At 73.4% G+C, this 15,908-nt stretch carries 9 protein-coding genes; 3 read left to right on the forward strand and 6 right to left on the reverse strand.

The features are described 5' to 3' along the window. The first annotated feature begins 151 nt into the window (after nt 1-151). The 3 genes from eccE to ACTMVF_RS30500 all read left to right on the forward strand — a co-directional run bounded on the left by eccE (nt 152) and on the right by ACTMVF_RS30500 (nt 5,680). On the forward strand, nt 152-1,474 hold the full coding sequence (gene eccE / locus ACTMVF_RS30490; protein WP_441274323.1) for a type VII secretion protein EccE: 1,323 nt from the start codon (nt 152-154) through the stop codon (nt 1,472-1,474). Continuing rightward, entirely contained in the window at nt 1,474-2,319 is an 846-nt protein-coding gene (locus ACTMVF_RS30495) for a hypothetical protein (RefSeq protein ID WP_441274324.1), read from the forward strand. The genes eccE and ACTMVF_RS30495 overlap by 1 nt, the downstream gene beginning before the upstream one ends. Before the next feature lie 253 nt (nt 2,320-2,572). After that, nucleotides 2,573-5,680, forward strand: coding sequence for an SCO5717 family growth-regulating ATPase (locus ACTMVF_RS30500; RefSeq protein WP_441274325.1), 3,108 nt, complete (start codon nt 2,573-2,575; stop codon nt 5,678-5,680). Between the two features lie 73 nt (nt 5,681-5,753). Here ACTMVF_RS30500 and ACTMVF_RS30505 read toward each other — a convergent pair whose 3' ends face one another. The 6 genes from ACTMVF_RS30505 to infB all read right to left on the reverse strand — a co-directional run bounded on the left by ACTMVF_RS30505 (nt 5,754) and on the right by infB (nt 15,805). Continuing rightward, nucleotides 5,754-6,701 (reverse strand): bifunctional riboflavin kinase/FAD synthetase, encoded by a 948-nt coding sequence (locus ACTMVF_RS30505; protein WP_441274326.1) that lies wholly within the window; start codon nt 6,699-6,701, stop codon nt 5,754-5,756. Between the two features lie 153 nt (nt 6,702-6,854). Beyond that, nucleotides 6,855-10,463 (reverse strand): serine protease, encoded by a 3,609-nt coding sequence (locus tag ACTMVF_RS30510; protein WP_441274327.1) that lies wholly within the window; start codon nt 10,461-10,463, stop codon nt 6,855-6,857. A gap of 302 nt (nt 10,464-10,765) precedes the next feature. Next, entirely contained in the window at nt 10,766-11,671 is a 906-nt protein-coding gene (gene truB / locus ACTMVF_RS30515) for a tRNA pseudouridine(55) synthase TruB (protein ID WP_441274328.1), read from the reverse strand. Then, nucleotides 11,668-12,123 (reverse strand): 30S ribosome-binding factor RbfA, encoded by a 456-nt coding sequence (gene rbfA, locus ACTMVF_RS30520; protein WP_403341877.1) that lies wholly within the window; start codon nt 12,121-12,123, stop codon nt 11,668-11,670. Before rbfA ends, truB begins: the two co-directional genes overlap by 4 nt. 48 nt (nt 12,124-12,171) lie before the next feature. Beyond that, on the reverse strand, nt 12,172-12,468 hold the full coding sequence (locus tag ACTMVF_RS30525) for a DUF503 domain-containing protein (RefSeq protein WP_302003545.1): 297 nt from the start codon (nt 12,466-12,468) through the stop codon (nt 12,172-12,174). 217 nt (nt 12,469-12,685) lie between these two features. After that, nucleotides 12,686-15,805, reverse strand: coding sequence for a translation initiation factor IF-2 (gene infB, locus ACTMVF_RS30530; protein ID WP_441274329.1), 3,120 nt, complete (start codon nt 15,803-15,805; stop codon nt 12,686-12,688). Between the last annotated feature and the right edge of the window lie 103 nt (nt 15,806-15,908).

Consider the following 15,908-nt stretch of genomic DNA (forward strand, 5'->3'; position numbering starts at 1 on the left):
GCAGCGGGTACCGTGAGCCACCCGCATGGATGTTGTGGGCCATCGGTGCCCCTGGCCCGTCGCCGGGATCCCCGAGACCTCTCGGAGACCACTCGGACAGAGGGTCCGCCCGACAACGGCCACTAACTTCGCGAAAGGGATGTCCCGGGGGATGACCAGCGCTACGAGCACTCGGCGCGGACGCCGCGCACAGCAGCAACAGGGAGGTCCGGGCGGCAGACGTTCGTCGACTGCCCCGGCCGCCCCCGCCGCCGCGTCGCCGCGCACGCTGCCGCGCCCCGGCGGTCTGGGCCCGGTGCGGCTGCAGCAGCTCATCCTGGTGGAGCTCGCGGCGGCGGTCATGCTGGCCGCCTGGGCCGCCGACGCGTCCTGGCTGCTCGTACCGGCCGGTGTCGTGGCGGCGTTGCTGCTGCTCCTGGCGGTTCTGCGCCGGGGTCGCCGTCCGTTGCCCGAGTGGTACGAGACGACCCGCGCGCTGAGGCAGCGCCGACGCGACGCCAAGCAGGCCGTGCCGCCCGGGACCGACGCGATGCTGGCAGCGGTCGTGGAATGCGACCCCGCCCTGCGGACGTACTCCTTCGTCTCCCGTGACGACCGCTCGATCGGCCTGATCGGCGACGGGTCCTTCCTGACCGCCGTCCTGTTCGTGCAGCCGGGAGACCAGCCGTTGCGTCCCGGCGCCGGCGAGCGGCAGCTGCCGCTGCGGCTGATCCAGGACGCCCTCGAGGTCGACGGGATCCGACTCGCCTCCGTACAGGTCGTGCAGCACACGCAGCCGGCGCCGGCGCCGCATCTGCCGCAGCAGTCGCTGGCCGCGCGGTCGTACGGCCCCCTCCAGGCGCAGTCCGGTTCGCCCGCGCTCCGGCTCACCTGGGTCGCTCTCAAGCTCGACCCGGAGCTGTGCCCGGAGGCGGTCCAGGCGCGCGGGGACGGCGTTCCCGGCGCGCAGCGCGCCCTGCTGCGGGTGGCGGACCAGCTGGCGAGCCGACTGGCCGGGGCCGGCTTCAAGGCGACCATCCTGGACGAGACCGAGCTGGTGCAGGCGCTCGCGACGTCCAGCTGCCTGAACCCGCGCGCCAACGCCCAGCACGCCCAGGACGGGCGGACTCCCCAGCGCCGTACGGTCGAGTCGGTGCGGACCTGGCGGGTCGACGACCGGTACCACACGACGTACTGGGTCTCCCGCTGGCCGCAGTTGGGCAGCGGCGGTGTGGCGCTGCCCGAACTGGTCACGCGGTTCACCTCGTTGCCGGTGCTCGCCACGACGTTCAGCATGACGCTGAGCAAGGCCGGCAACCGGGGTGTCGCCCTCACCGGGCACGTCCGCGTCACCGCTCGCGGTGACAGTGAAGTCGGCCAGGTGGGGCGGGAGTTGGAGCGGGCCGCGAGTGCCGCGAAGGTCGGTCTGGTCCGTCTCGACCGGGAGCAGGTCCCCGGTGCTCTCGCCACTCTGCCGCTCGGAGGTACGTACTGATGTCCCACCCCGCCTCGACCATGCCCCCGGGGCAGCAGGGCCGGGCCCCCGGGCGCACTCCGGCACACGTGGCCTCGCCCACCGACACCGGCATGATCCCCATCATCGGCCGGCAGCCTGAGGCACCGCAGCAGCAACGCCGCATCGTCAGCCCGGGGTTCGGGCTGCGCGGGCCACGCCGCAACCGCCATGTCGTCACCGCCGACGAGCTCGCGGCGATCAGCATGCCGATCGGTGACGACGGCGTGATCATCGGCACCGACCCGGAACAGCAGCCGGCCGTGCTGGGTCTGTCCCGTCCGACCGCCTTCGACGTCGTGCTCGTGGGTGGCCTGTGGCTCGCCCAGGTGCTGGCGTTGCGCGCCGCCGCGACGGGTGCGCGCGTGGGCGTCGAGACCGGACGTCCGCAGGCGTGGCAGCAGTTGGCCCAGGCGGCCGGCGGCGGTCAGCAGTGCGTGACGGTCTATCCGGTGGGCCGGGTTCCGGCGCAGGGACCGTCGGTGTCCAGTCCGGTGGTGTTGTTCCGGGACTGTGGCATCCGCCCGCCGCGTGGGCGGGTGACGTCCGTGCCGTGGCAGGCCGTGGTGACGGTGCTGCCGTTCGTCAGTGAGCATGCGCCGCGCTGGCTGGCTCAGGCCCATCTGGTCGGAATCCAGCGCATCTCGCCCTACGAGACCGAGGCCGTACGGGACACGCTCGGGATCCCGGAGGAACAACTCCAGCACCTGCCGACCCTTCACGACGGCGTCGCCCTGTGGTGCACTCGCAAGCATCAGAAGTTCGTCATGACCGAACCCACCGATGCGGAGACGGGCCTGCTCGGCGTGGCCCGTCGTATGGACTGACACGTCGTCGTCTTGGGGCGGGGCGCGAACGAGGCCTCGCCCGCGGGGCTTTGCGTCCACGCCCATGCGGCACTCACGTCCACACGACCGCGGCTATGGCGTCCGCGCCCGTGGGGGCTTTTCCGTCCCGCCATGCGAGTGATTAGGCTTCTGGTGGTGCGGTGACGATCGCAGTCGCGTGGGACTAGCCACTCGGTCCGCCCGGCCGCGACGACGACCAGCTCAGCAGCAGTGGCTGACCAGGAGGCAAGCAGTGAACAGGGATCGGTCCGAGTACAACGGCGGGAGCCCTTCCTCGGACGGGGACGATCACGAGGTGGATCTCACCGGCGAGTTCGAAATCGTCTACACACCTCCCGCCTGGTACGCCCAAAGTACGCAAAGTGGTTCCTCGGCCGGTGGACAGCAGGACGGCGGGCAGCCGTCGCCCCCACCGCCGACGGGATCGCCCGTCGGGTCGCCCACCGGGCCGCCCGGCGTTCCCGCACCACCCGCGCCCGGACCGGCCCAGCCGCCGGCCCAGGGTGCGCCTCAGCAGCCCGCCCAGGCCCCGCAGTCGGCCCAGCCCGCACAACCCACTCCGGCTCAGGGCACGCCCAGCCCGCACCAGCAGGGCCCCGCCACGGGTGGCTACGGTTTTCCGCAGCAGCAGTCCACGCCGGGCGCCCCCGCGGCCGGTGCGTACGGCTATCCCCAGCAGACCGGAACCGGTGCACCGCAGCCGGCCCAGGACACGTCCGGCGGGTACGGCTACCCCCAGCAGACCGGAACCGGTGCATCGCAGCCGGCCCAGGACACGTCCGGCGGCTTCGGCGTACCCCAGCAGGACACCTCGGGTGGTTTCGCCGCCCCGCAGCAGGGCGCGCCTGCCCAGCAGCCCGCTGCACCCCAGCAGCACACCCCTGCCCAGCCACCCGCCGCACCCGGCTTCCCCGTGCTGCGTCCGGTAGACACGGACGCCCAGGCCGGCCCGTCCCCGACCGCCACCCCGGCGGCCGGCGTCCCGGCAGCGCCCGCGCCCGCACAGCCCGCCCCCGCACAGCCGGTGGCGGAGCCGGAGCCCGAGCTGAACCACGCCGCTGCGGACGCCGAGGCGGCGCTGCTCTTCGGCGGTGGCGACGACGACGCGGAGCCGGAAGCACAGAGCGACGAGGGGGAGTCGGCTGACTCCACCGGTTCCGTACCCGGTGCCGAGGGCGACGAGCCGGCGGCCGCCCAGGCCGACGCGGACTCCGCCGCGCAGGCCGATTCCGAGGCCACCGCGGCGACGGCGGAAGCAGAGCCGGAGCCGCAGGCGCAGGCACCGACCGCGCCGGCCCCCGCCGCCCCCGCGGACTCGGCGACGGCTCAGGGACAGCAGCCGCAGGCACAGCCCACCGGGCAGGTCCCCACGCCGCCCCAGACCGGGCAGCCGCTTCCCCCGCTGCCCCAGGGCTTCGCACCGGCGCACCCCGGCCAGGGCATGCCGCAGCAGGCAGGGCACCCGGACCAGCAGGCCGCGGCAGCCGCTGCCCAGGCAGCCGCCGCACAGGCAGCCGCCGCACAGGCCGCCGCCGCACACGCCGCCGCCGCACACGCGGGCGGCTACGGCTACCCCCAGCCCCCCGCCCAGCAGCACCCCGCACCTCCGGCTCACCAGACCCCGCCGCAGGGCACGTTCGGCCCCGCCCAGCAGGCCGGCTACCCGGCGCCGCAGGCCGGACAGCCCGCGGCCGACCCGCGGCAGGCGCCTCAGCCCGGACAGCCGCATCCCGGACAGCCGCAGGCCGCCGGATACGGCTACCCCCAGCAGGCACCGCAGGCCGCACAGCCGCAGCCCGGACACCCCCAGCCGGGGCACCCCCAGGCCGGACAACCGCAGGCGGACGGATACGGCTACCCCCAGCAGCCGCAGCACCCCGCACAGCCCGGCTACGGCTACCCGCCCCAGCAGGCCGGTTACGGCTACCCGCAGCCCGCACAGCCGCAGCAGCCCGCCCCTCAACAGCAGCCCCCGGCCCAGCCCCAGCAGCAGGCCCCTCAGCAGCAGGCGCCGCAGCAGCCCGCGCCGCAGCAGAACCCCGCTGTGCCGCCCGCCGCCTACGGCAACCCGGGCGCCCAGGGCAACCAGGGCTGGAGCGCCCCGCCCGGCCCCCAGGCCGGCCCCGGCGCGCCCCAGCAGCAGCAAGCCGCGCCCGGAACGCCGCTCGGCTACAACGCCGCCGTGGAGCTCTCCTCCGACCGGCTGCTGCGCAACCAGCCCAAGGCCCGCAAGAACAACCAGGCCCCGTCCCGGTTCAAGCTCGGCGCCAAGAAGGAGGCGGCGGAGCGGGAGCGGAAGCTCGGTCTGATCCGTACGCCGGTGATGTCCTGCTACCGGATCGCGGTGATCAGCCTCAAGGGCGGCGTCGGCAAGACCACCACCACCATGGCGCTCGGCGCCACCCTCGCCACCGAGCGTCAGGACAAGATCCTGGCGATCGACGCCAACCCGGACGCCGGCACCCTCGGCCGACGGGTCCGGCGTGAGACCGGCGCGACCATCCGTGACCTGGTGCAGGCGATCCCGCAGCTGCACAGCTACATGGACATCCGCCGCTTCACCTCGCAGGCGCCCTCCGGTCTCGAGATCATCGCCAACGACGTGGACCCGGCGGTCTCCACCACCTTCAACGACGAGGACTACCGCAGCGCGCTCGACGTGCTGGGCCGGCAGTACCCGATCATCCTCACGGACTCGGGTACCGGTCTGCTCTACAGCGCGATGCGCGGAGTGCTGGACCTCGCCCACCAGTTGATCATCATCTCCACCCCGTCGGTGGACGGCGCGAGCAGCGCCTCGACCACGCTCGACTGGCTGTCGGCGAACGGCTTCGCCGACCTCGTCCAGCGGTCGGTCACCGTGATCTCCGGTGTCCGCGAGACGGGCAAGATGATCAAGGTGGAGGACATCGTCGCGCACTTCGAGACGCGTTGCCGCGGTGTCGTCGTGATCCCGTTCGACGAGCACCTCGCGGCCGGTGCCGAGGTGGACCTCGACATGATGCGCCCCAAGACCCGCGAGGCCTACTTCGACCTCGCCGCCCTCATCGCCGAGGACATCGCGCGGACGCAGCAGGGCTTCGGCAACCCGAACATGCAGTACCAGCAGCAGCCCCAGCAGGGGTACCCGCCCCAGCAGGAGTACCCGCAGCAGCAGCCCCAGCAGCCCTACGCCCAGCCCGGCGGCGCCCCGCAGCCGGGGCAGGGCTGGGGGCAGGCCCCGCAGCAGCCCGCGCCGGGCCAGGGCTGGCAGCAGCAGGCGCCGCCGCCGCAGGATCCGCAGCAGGGTCAGCAGAACCAGCAGCAGGGCGTCGTACCGCCCGGCTGGACGCAGCAGTAGCGGACGGCTGGAAAAGAGCTGGAAAACAGAGGGCCGGCACCTTCACGGTGCCGGCCCTCTGTCGTCGTGCCGTTCAGCCCGCGGCGGCGATGAGCTCCCGGCAGCGCTGCACGTCCTCGGCCATCTGCTCCAGCAAGGCTTCCAGCGAGTCGAACTTCGCCTGGCCGCGGACGAAGGAGAGGAAGTCGACGGCGACATGCAGGCCGTACAGGTCCAGGCCCACGCGATCGATCGCGTACGCCTCCACCGTGCGCTCGGTCCCGTCGAACTGCGGGTTCGTGCCGACGGAGATCGCGGCCGGCATCACCTCGCCCTGGGCGTGCAGCCAGCCGGCGTAGACGCCGTCGGCGGGAATGGCGGTGTGCGGCAGCGTCTCGACGTTGGCGGTCGGGAAACCGAGCTCTCGCCCCCGCTGAGCGCCCCGTACGACCACGCCCTCCACGCGGTGCGGGTGGCCCAGGATCTCGGCGGCGCCGGTGACATCGCCCTCGGCGACCAGGCGCCGGGTCAGGGTCGAGGAGAAGGGCTCGCCGCCGCCCGCCTCACCGGTCACGTACAGGTCGACGACCTCGACCTCGAAGTCGTAGATCTTGCCCTGTTCGGTGAGGAAGTCCACGTTGCCCGCCGCACGGTGGCCGAAGCGGAAGTTGGGGCCCTCGACGACCGCCTTGGCGTGCAGCTTGTCGACCAGGACCTTGACGACGAAGTCGGCCGGCGACAGCTTCGAGAACTCGGTCGTGAAGGGGAGGATCAGGACCGCGTCCACGCCCAGCTCGGCCATGAGGTCGGCGCGGCGGTGGTGCGGGGCCAGCAGGGGCGGGTGGCTGCCGGGGCGGACGACCTCGCTGGGGTGCGGGTCGAAGGTGACGACGACGGCCGGAACGCCCAGTTCACGGGCGCGGTCCACGGCATGCCGGATGATCAGCTGGTGCCCGCGGTGGACCCCGTCGTAGGAGCCGATGGTGACGACGCTGCGTCCCCAGTCCTCGGGGATGTCCTCCAAGCCACGCCAGCGCTGCACTGTGCCTGCTCCTTGTCGCAAACTCGTCGAACCCGTGTCCGTCTGTGCCTCAGACGCTCTTACGCAGGTCTAAGGGTGCCATGCCGGGCGCCTCGGGCCCGCATCGGCATGGGGCTGTGACCGGGCGCACGTAGGGACGCGCTGGTCAGCTGCTCATGCGGGAACTCGTACGCCGGCCAGGCTCTCGATCATCCGGCGGGTGCTCGGCCCCACCACCGTCGCCCATTCCTGCGGGGTGTCGTTCAGCCAGCCGGCGATGCGCGCGGCGAAGCCGGGGACGTGGCGGCCGAGATCGACCAGTCCGCGGTCGAAGCGGGCCGCGCCGTCCGGGGTGCGGACGAGGAGCACGCCCGTGTGGTGGACCAGGTCGCGGAGGTGGCCGTCACCCTGCTCGCCGCTCTGCCGGACGGAGGCGTGCAGGAAGGCGTCCAGCACGGCGGGGCTGCGCTCGCGGTCCAGCAGGAAGTCCAGGAGCTCGCGGCGCAGGGCACGCGAGGCGGGGGTGCCGGGAGCGGCGAGGACGGCGGCGAGGGCGGCCCGCACCTCTTCCGGGCCGTCGGCCAGCAGGCCGGTGACCAGCGGGAGGAGTACGGCGCGGGCGATGGGGCCCTGGTCGAGGCGCCGGCCGACATACGCGGCCATGTCCTCGGCAGTCTCGGGGTGCCGCTCCACCGCCTCCCCCACGAGGGCGGCGATCCGGCCGGCGAGGCCGGGCGGGGCGACATCGGCGAGGGTGCGCAGCGCCTCCGCGGCGTCCGATCGGTGCAGGCGTGCGCGGAAGGCGTCGAGGACCGACTCGGGGTGCGTGGTCAGGGCGGTGACCAGGGCGCTGGGCGGCAGCTGCGGGTCGCCGGCCGCGAAGTGCCGTACCGCCTGCGGGAGATGACGGGCACGGGTGCGGGGATCCCGGACGAGCATGGCGAGCGCGCCGCCGTGCAGGGTGCCGTCGGTGGGGCGGTCGAGCAGGGCGAGGGCCGCGGAACGCAGGAGCCCGCGGTCGGCCTCGGTGCGGGCATGGGGCGCGGCGCGCGGCCCGTACGCCACCGCGGCGACGCGTCGGGCGGGCCGCTCGTCGTGTGCCCAGCGGTCGACGGCGCGGCACATGACGGACGGTTCTTCTTCGGCCAGCACGGCGAGCAGCTCGTCGGCCCGGCGGTGCGCGCTGTCGACCAGCGTCTCCGTGAGGTCGTCCGGCGCGCCGTCGCGGTGTGCGTACAGCAGGGCCTGGGCGGCGCGGCCGACGGTCGCGTGGGGGGTGGCGGGGAGCGGGCGGTCGTCGTCGAACCAGCGGGTGAGGTGGGGCTGTACGGCGGTGGGGTCGGCGGCGAGGAGCTGGGCCACGGCGTCGAGGTAGCGGGGCTGCCGGGGCGCTGCGGCGTCGGTCGGCGGGCCGTCGGCGAGGACGAGTCGGCGGAGCAGGTCGAGGCGCTCGCCGTCCGGGACCGGCAGCGCGGTCCAGAAGTCGGGGCCGAGCTCGGGGGGCACGCTGCCGTGGTGTCGGCTCCAGGCCACGATCCGGTCGGTGAGGAGGCGCAGTACGTCCTGGTACGGCGTCGCGTCGGGGACGCGCAGCAGGGTCTCGGCGAGGAGCCGGGCGGCCCACCAGGAGTGCCGGTCGGCGTCCAGCGCATGCGTCAACTCCTCCAGGCGGAGGGCGAGTCGGTGGACGCCCTGGTGACGCGCCAGCAGCAGGAGGGCCTGGACGACGGGACCGATGCGGTGGTGCGGCACGGGCACGGGGTGGGCGGCGTCGGGGTCGCTGCGGCGGCGGTGCACCAGGGCGTGCAGGGCCTCGTCGAGGTCGAGGTGCAGGCCCTGGATCCAGTCGGCGAGTTCCTCGTGGGCGAAGCGGTAGCCGTTGCCGGCGGGGACGAGGAGGCCCTCGGCGAGCACGGCGGACGCCCAGCCGGTACCGCCGCCGAGCCTCGCGGGGGCGGTGCCCCGGGGGAACACGGCCTCGAAGGACGTGCGGTCCAGCTCCCCCTGGCCGGGGCCGAGGCTGCGGCGGGCGGCCTCGTGCACCTGGCCGGAGACCTTGGCGGCGAGGCGGCGTACGGCGGTGCCGCGCAGGCCGTTCTCGGCGGCGAGGCGGACGGCGATGCGCAGGCACATGAGGTCGAGGTGGGCGGAGAGGACGTCGTCGCGGTCGAGCCGGGGATGGGGGGTGTCGGGGAGGGCGGCGCGGACCTCGGAGAGGAGGCGGAGGGTGAGGGGGTGGCGGGCGTCGGGGCAGGCGAGGGCGCTCTCCGGGATGCCGTAGCGGGCGCGGGCGTGCCGGGCCTCGTCGGGGGTGAGGTCGTCGAGCCGTACACAGGGCGGAAACCGCCCGGACGTGCCGTGCACCGCCCGATCGGCGGAGCCGTACAGCACTTCCTCCGGGAACTCGGCGCCCGCCCTTTCCCAGTACTCCGCCCTGCACGCCACCACCAGCCGCGCCCCCGTCACCCGCAGCCACTCCTCCGTGCCCTCGGTCCACTCCGTGAGGCGGTGGGCCAGGACGGGGGGCATTTCCTCCGGGCCGTCCAGCAGGAGCAGGAGGGGGCGGCCGGTGCTGTGGGCGAGACGGGCCAGGCGCTCGGGGGTCGTGTCGCCCAGGGCGGCGGGGCCGGACGAGGTCGACGCCGCCACGATGCGGGCCGCTCGGGTCAGAGCCCGACCCGCGGCGTCGGCCACCGAGGTGTCGTCGTCCTTCAGGTCTGCGCCGCGCAGCCACAGGGTGGGGCACGGTTCCGGGCCGCAGTGGCGGCGGGCGGCCAGGGCCGCGAGTTCGGTCGTACGTCCGCTGCCCGGAGGCCCGACCAGGCCCAGCACCGCTGCCCCACTCTCGGTGAAGGCCTTGAACTCCCGTACCACCGAGGTCCGTTCGACGGGGGCCACCGCCGCCACTCCCCCGGCCTCCACGGTGCCGGCGCAGCCTGCCGGAACCCCCGCCGGACCGCCCTGGCCGACCGAGGTGGCCGTCAGTTCCAGTACGCCCGCCAGATTCAGGTCGGCGCCGTACGCCGGCACCGTCGCCGCGTTCTCGGCAAGCAACTCGGCCAGCGGCCCGTCGGCCGTGCCGGGAGGCGGCAGCGGCACGGCGAACCCGGCGTCGCGGTGACCGGACCTCAGTGCCGTGCCGAGAACGCCCACCACCGCGCCGGTCCCGGCGTCGACCACGGGGCCTCCGGCCGCCCCTCCGCCCAGCCGCAGCGCGTCCCGGCCGGCGGTGCCGATCGCCAACTCCAAGGCGTCGTCGAGGAGATGGCAGCGGTCTTTCGCCGGGTAGGTCACGGACGTGGCGCCCAGCACCCTCGCCTCCCGCCAGCCGCCGGCCGCGATCCGTACGTACGCCCCGGTCTCGACCCGGTCCCGCACGGTCACCGGCAGCGGGTCCACGCCCAGCCCTTCGGTGCGTACGAGCGCCAGGCCGAGGGCGGGCAACGGGGTCACCGCGCTCTCGGGCACCACACAGCTGCGGTCGCCCTCGGCGGCGTGCAGGACCAGACGGGACAGGCCGTCGACGGCCTCGTGGCTGGTGACGACCGTGCCGTGGTGGTCGGCGACGAAGCCGAGGCCGCGGGGCCGACCGGCCGGGTCGTGGATGCGCACCAGGGCCGTTTCGCGGACGCGGGAGCCGATGCCGTCCGCCGCATCCCACGGGTCCGATGGATCCGGGCCCTCGGCGCCCCACGCCTCCCCCGTCACCCCCGCCCCGTCAGCCATCCCCGGCGTCCCCGGCATCCGGCGGTCGCCGCCCGCCCGCGGGCCCCGTCCCGCCATCGTCGAACCTCCCCGCCGTACGTCCACACGCCCATACGCCCGCGCCCTGTTTTTTCGACGGTAGGTGCGATGTGATCAGCGGGACAGCTCGCGCGGCGAACGCGCCCCCTTCCGCTCCCTCGGTTCACTCCGAGCGCCCGCACGGACGGGTGAACAGACGGGGGTCGCTGGATACACCCTAGGGGTGGGGGAACCGAGGGGGACCGTGGAGCGGCGGGCAGAGGACCACCCCGTGACCGCCGCTCCACGGGCGGACATCCGAAGGAGGCCGGGCGCCTCGGCCGGCCTCCTCTGTCGGCCCCTCAGCCGAAGATGGCGAGGCTCTTCGCCTTGCCCTTGTGCTGCTCCACGAGCGCCAGGAAGCGGCCCTCGGGGTCGAAGACGGCGACGGGGCCGCTGCCCGCGTACTCGTCGGGCATGTCGAGGCGGACGCCGTTCGTGAGCAGCCGGGCGCGCCTGGTGTCCACGTCCCAGCGCGGGAAGGCGGCCGCCGCGGCCTCGGCGATCGGCATCACGGTCAGCTCCTGCTGGAGCTGGTCCAGGGTCTTGGCGGCATCCAGCTTGTAGGGGCCGACCCGGGTGCGGCGCAGCGCTGTGAGGTGGCCGCCGACGCCGAGGCCGGCGCCGAGGTCACGGGCGAGGGCACGGATGTACGTGCCGGAGGAACAGACCACCGACACGACCAGGTCGAGAACGGCGGTGCCGTCGTCAGCGACGGCGTCCCGGACGTCGTACACGGAGAACGACGAGACGGTGACCGGCCGCGCCGGGATCTCGAAGTCCTCGCCGTCCCGGGCCCGCTTGTAGGAGCGCACGCCGTCGATCTTGATGGCGCTGACCTTGGACGGGATCTGCATGATGTCGCCGGTCAGCTTGGCGATGCCGGCGTCGATGGCCTCGCGGGTGACCTTCGAGGCGTCGGCCGACCCCGTGATCTCGCCCTCGGCGTCGTCGGTGACCGTGGTCTGGCCCAGGCGGATGGTGCCGAGGTACTCCTTCTCGGTCAGGGCCAGATGACCGAGGAGCTTGGTCGCCTTCTCGACGCCGAGGACGAGGACGCCCGTCGCCATGGGGTCGAGGGTGCCGGCGTGCCCGACGCGGCGGGTGCGCGCGATGCCGCGCATCTTGGCGACCACGTCGTGCGAAGTGAAGCCCGACGGCTTGTCGACGATGACAAGGCCGTCGGGCGTGGTGTGCTTCTGCGTCATTCCGCGGTGTCGCCGTCCGTCTCGTCCTCGGAGCCCGGCTTGCGGTACGGGTCCGCCTCACCGGCGTACTTCGCGCCCGCGGACACCTCGCGCACCTTCTCGTCGGACTGGCGCGCCTTGTCGAGGAGGTCCTCGATGGTGCGCGCGGTGTCCGGCAGGGCGTCGGCGACGAAGGTGAGGGTCGGCGTGAACTTCACGCCCGCGGCCGCCCCGACGGCCGAGCGGAGCACGCCCTTGGCGCTCTCCAGTCCGGCGGCCGCGGCCTTGCGCTCCTCGTCGTCCCCGTACACCGTGTAGAAGACGGTCGCCTCCCGCAGATCACCCGTGACGCGGGTGTCCGTGATGGTGACGTGCGAGCCGAGCCGCGGGTCCTTGATCCCGCGCTGCAGCTTCTGGGCCACCACCTCTCGGATGAGGTCCGCCAGCTTTTTCGCCCGCGCGTTGTCGGCCACTGGTCCGTCTCCCGTTCTTTCTTCTTCTACGTTCTTGGCTGTTGGTCGTCAGTCGTCGTGCTCACCGTGGAAGCGCCGCCGTACCGACAGCAGTTCCACTTCGGGACGCCCGGCGACCAGCCGTTCGCACCGGTCCAGTACGTCGGTGAGATGACCGGCGTCGCCGGACACCATGGCGATGCCGATCTCGGCCCGCCGGTAGAGGTCCATGTGGTCCACCTCGGCCGCGCTCACCGCGTACTTGCGCTGGAGCTCGGCGACGATCGGGCGGACGACGGAGCGCTTCTCCTTCAGCGACCGTACGTCGCCGAGGAGGAGGTCGAAGGACAGCGTCCCCACGTACATGTGTAGCCGGTTCACCCGCCGGTACGGGATCGATGGTCCTGCCGGCCGTGTGGCCAGGGACATCAGAAACCGTACAACGAAGGGGCCGGGCGGATCGACGGATATTACGCTCCGCAGACCATGCGGCCCGGCGTCCCCGTGCCGGTCGGACACTCTCCGCAAACGGCGCGCTGGCCGACAGGACCGAAGTCCCGCCGGCCAGCACGAACCGTCGGCTTTACGCCCGCGGCTTCTCCCGCATCTCGTACGTCGCGATGACGTCGTCGACCTTGATGTCGTTGAAGTTGCCGAGGTTGATACCGCCCTCGAACCCTTCGCGGATCTCGGTGACGTCGTCCTTGAAGCGACGCAGACCCTCGATGTTGAGGTTCTCCGCGATGACCTTGCCGTCGCGGACCAGACGCGCCTTGGTGTTGCGCTTGACCTCGCCGGAGCGGATGAGAACACCCGCGATGTTGCCCAGCTTGGACGACTTGAAGACCTCGCGGATCTCCGCCGTACCGAGCTCGACCTCTTCGTACTCCGGCTTGAGCATGCCCTTGAGGGCCGCCTCGATCTCCTCGATCGCCTGGTAGATGACCGAGTAGTACCGGACGTCCACGCCCTCGCGCTCCGCCATCTGCTGCGCACGGCCGGCTGCCCGGACGTTGAAGCCGATGACGATGGCGTCGGAGCCCATGGCCAGGTCGATGTCGGACTCCGTGACCGCACCGACACCGCGGTGCAGGACGCGGATGTCGACCTCTTCGCCGACGTCCAGCTGGAGCAGCGAGGACTCGAGGGCCTCGACGGAACCGGAAGCGTCACCCTTGATGATCAGGTTCAGCTGCTGGACCTCGCCGGCCTTGAGCACCTTGTCCAGGTCCTCCAGCGACACGCGGCGCGTGCGCTTCGCGAAGGCCGCGTTGCGCTCGCGAGCGGCACGCTTCTCCGCGATCTGGCGGGCCGTACGGTCCTCCTCGACCACGAGGAAGTTGTCGCCCGCACCCGGGACGTTGGTGAGACCCAGGACCTGCACCGGCGTCGACGGACCGGCCTCGGTGACGAGGTTGCCGTTGTCGTCGTGCATCGCCCGGACTCGGCCGTACGCGTCGCCGACCACCATGGTGTCGCCGACCCGCAGGGTGCCTCGCTGGACGAGGACCGTCGACACGGCACCGCGGCCGCGGTCGAGGCGGGACTCGATCGAGATGCCCTGCGCGTCCTGGTTCGGGTTGGCCCGCAGGTCGAGCGAGGCGTCGGCCGTGAGGATCACGGCCTCCAGCAGGGAGTCGATGTGCAGACCCTGCTTGGCGGAGATGTCGACGAACATGGTGTCGCCGCCGTACTCCTCGGCCACCAGCCCGTACTCGGTGAGCTGACCGCGCACCTTGGTCGGGTCGGCACCCTCGACGTCGATCTTGTTGACCGCGACGACGATCGGGACCTCGGCCGCCTTGGCGTGGTTGAGCGCCTCGACCGTCTGCGGCATGACGCCGTCGTTGGCCGCGACGACCAGGATCGCGATGTCGGTCGACTTCGCACCACGGGCACGCATGGCGGTGAACGCCTCGTGACCCGGGGTGTCGATGAAGGTGATCTTGCGCTCTTCGTCGTTGACCTCGGTCGCGACCTGGTAGGCACCGATGTGCTGGGTGATGCCGCCGGCCTCGCCCGCGATGACGTTCGTCTTGCGGATGGCGTCGAGCAGTCGGGTCTTACCGTGGTCGACGTGACCCATGACGGTGACGACCGGCGGACGGACCACCAGGTCCTCCTCGTCGCCCTCGTCCTCGCCGAACTCGATGTCGAAGGACTCGAGCAGCTCGCGGTCCTCCTCCTCGGGGCTGACGATCTGAACCGTGTAGTTCATCTCGTCGGCGAGGAGCTGCAGCGTCTCGTCGGAGACGGACTGCGTGGCCGTGACCATCTCGCCGAGGTTCATCATGACCGCGACGAGCGACGCCGGGTTGGCGTTGATCTTCTCCGCGAAGTCGGTGAGCGACGCACCGCGCGACAGGCGAATGGCCTCGCCGTTGCCGCGAGGCAGCATCACGCCGCCGACCGACGGGGCCTGCATGGCCTCGTACTCCTGGCGCCTCTGCCGCTTCGACTTGCGACCGCGACGCGCGGGACCGCCGGGACGACCGAAGGCGCCCTGCGTGCCACCACGGCCACCGGGACCACCGGGACGACCACCGAAGCCGGGACGGCCACCGCCGCCACCGCCGGGACCACCAGGACGGCCGGCGAAACCGCCGCCACCGCCACCGGGACCACCGGGACGACCGGCGAAGCCGCCGCCGCCACCGCCACCGGGACGACCGGCGAAGCCGCCGCCACCCGGACGACCGCCGCCACCGCCACCGGGGCGACCGCCGCCACCGGGACCGCGGCCACCGGGGCCACCGCCGCCGGGACGCGGGCCGGCAGCAGGACGCTGCGGCATCATGCCGGGGTTGGGACGCGGGCCGCCGGGGCCGCCGCCGGGACGAGGACCGCCGCCCTGCGGACGGGGCATACCGCCCGGGGTCGGACGCGCGCCGCCCGGAGCCTGCGGACGGGGACCGCCCGCCGCGCCCTGGGGACGGGGACCGCCCTGGCCCTGCGGACGCGGAGCGCCGCCGGGAGCACCGGCGCCACCCGGGCCGCCGGGACGCGGGGCACCGCCCGGACGGGGCGCCTGCGGGCGCGCCATGCCGGTGGAGCCACCAGAGGTGAACGGGTTGTTGCCCGGACGGGGACCGGCCGGACGGGCACCGGGACGCGGGGCGCCGCCACCCTGACGCGGAGCGCCGGGACGGTCACCGCGGTCACCGCGGCCCTGGCCACCCTGCCCGGGACCACCCGGACGCGGAGCGCCGGGACGCGGGGCCTGGCCGGCCGGACGCGGGGCGCCCGGACGCGGGCCGGAGCCCTGGCCCTGAGAGGCGGCCGGCGCGGCGGGAGCCGACGGGGGTGCCGTGAACTCGGGCGTGGTCGGAGCCGGGGACGCCGGGGCAGGCCGCGGCGCGGGCTTCGGGCCCGGAGTGGGACGGGGGCCGGGAGAGGCCGGTGCGGCGGGAGCCGCGGGCTTCTCGGCAGCCGGCTTGGGGGCCGGCGGGCGCGGGGCGGCCGGACGGGCAGCCTGCGCCGGAGAGGGGGCTGCCGGCTTCGCCGGGGCAGCCTTGCGGGCGGGGGCGGGCTTGCCGCCTCCACTGCCCTGCTGGAGGGCGTCCGTCAGTTTGCGGACAACGGGCGCTTCGATGGTCGAAGACGCCGAACGGACGAATTCACCGAGTTCCTGGAGCTTGGCCATGACGACCTTGCTCTCCACACCGAACTCCTTGGCGAGTTCGTATACCCGGACCTTAGCCACTTCGCTCCTTTTAGGTCCGGGTTGCGGCCGGACCGTCGCTACTTCATGGGCGTACTCATCGCGTGCTCATCGAGTGCTCATCGCAATCTCGACCTACTTCCAA

Source organism: Streptomyces sp. SD31 (assembly GCF_052068475.1).
Taxonomy (GTDB): Bacteria; Actinomycetota; Actinomycetes; order Streptomycetales; family Streptomycetaceae; genus Streptomyces.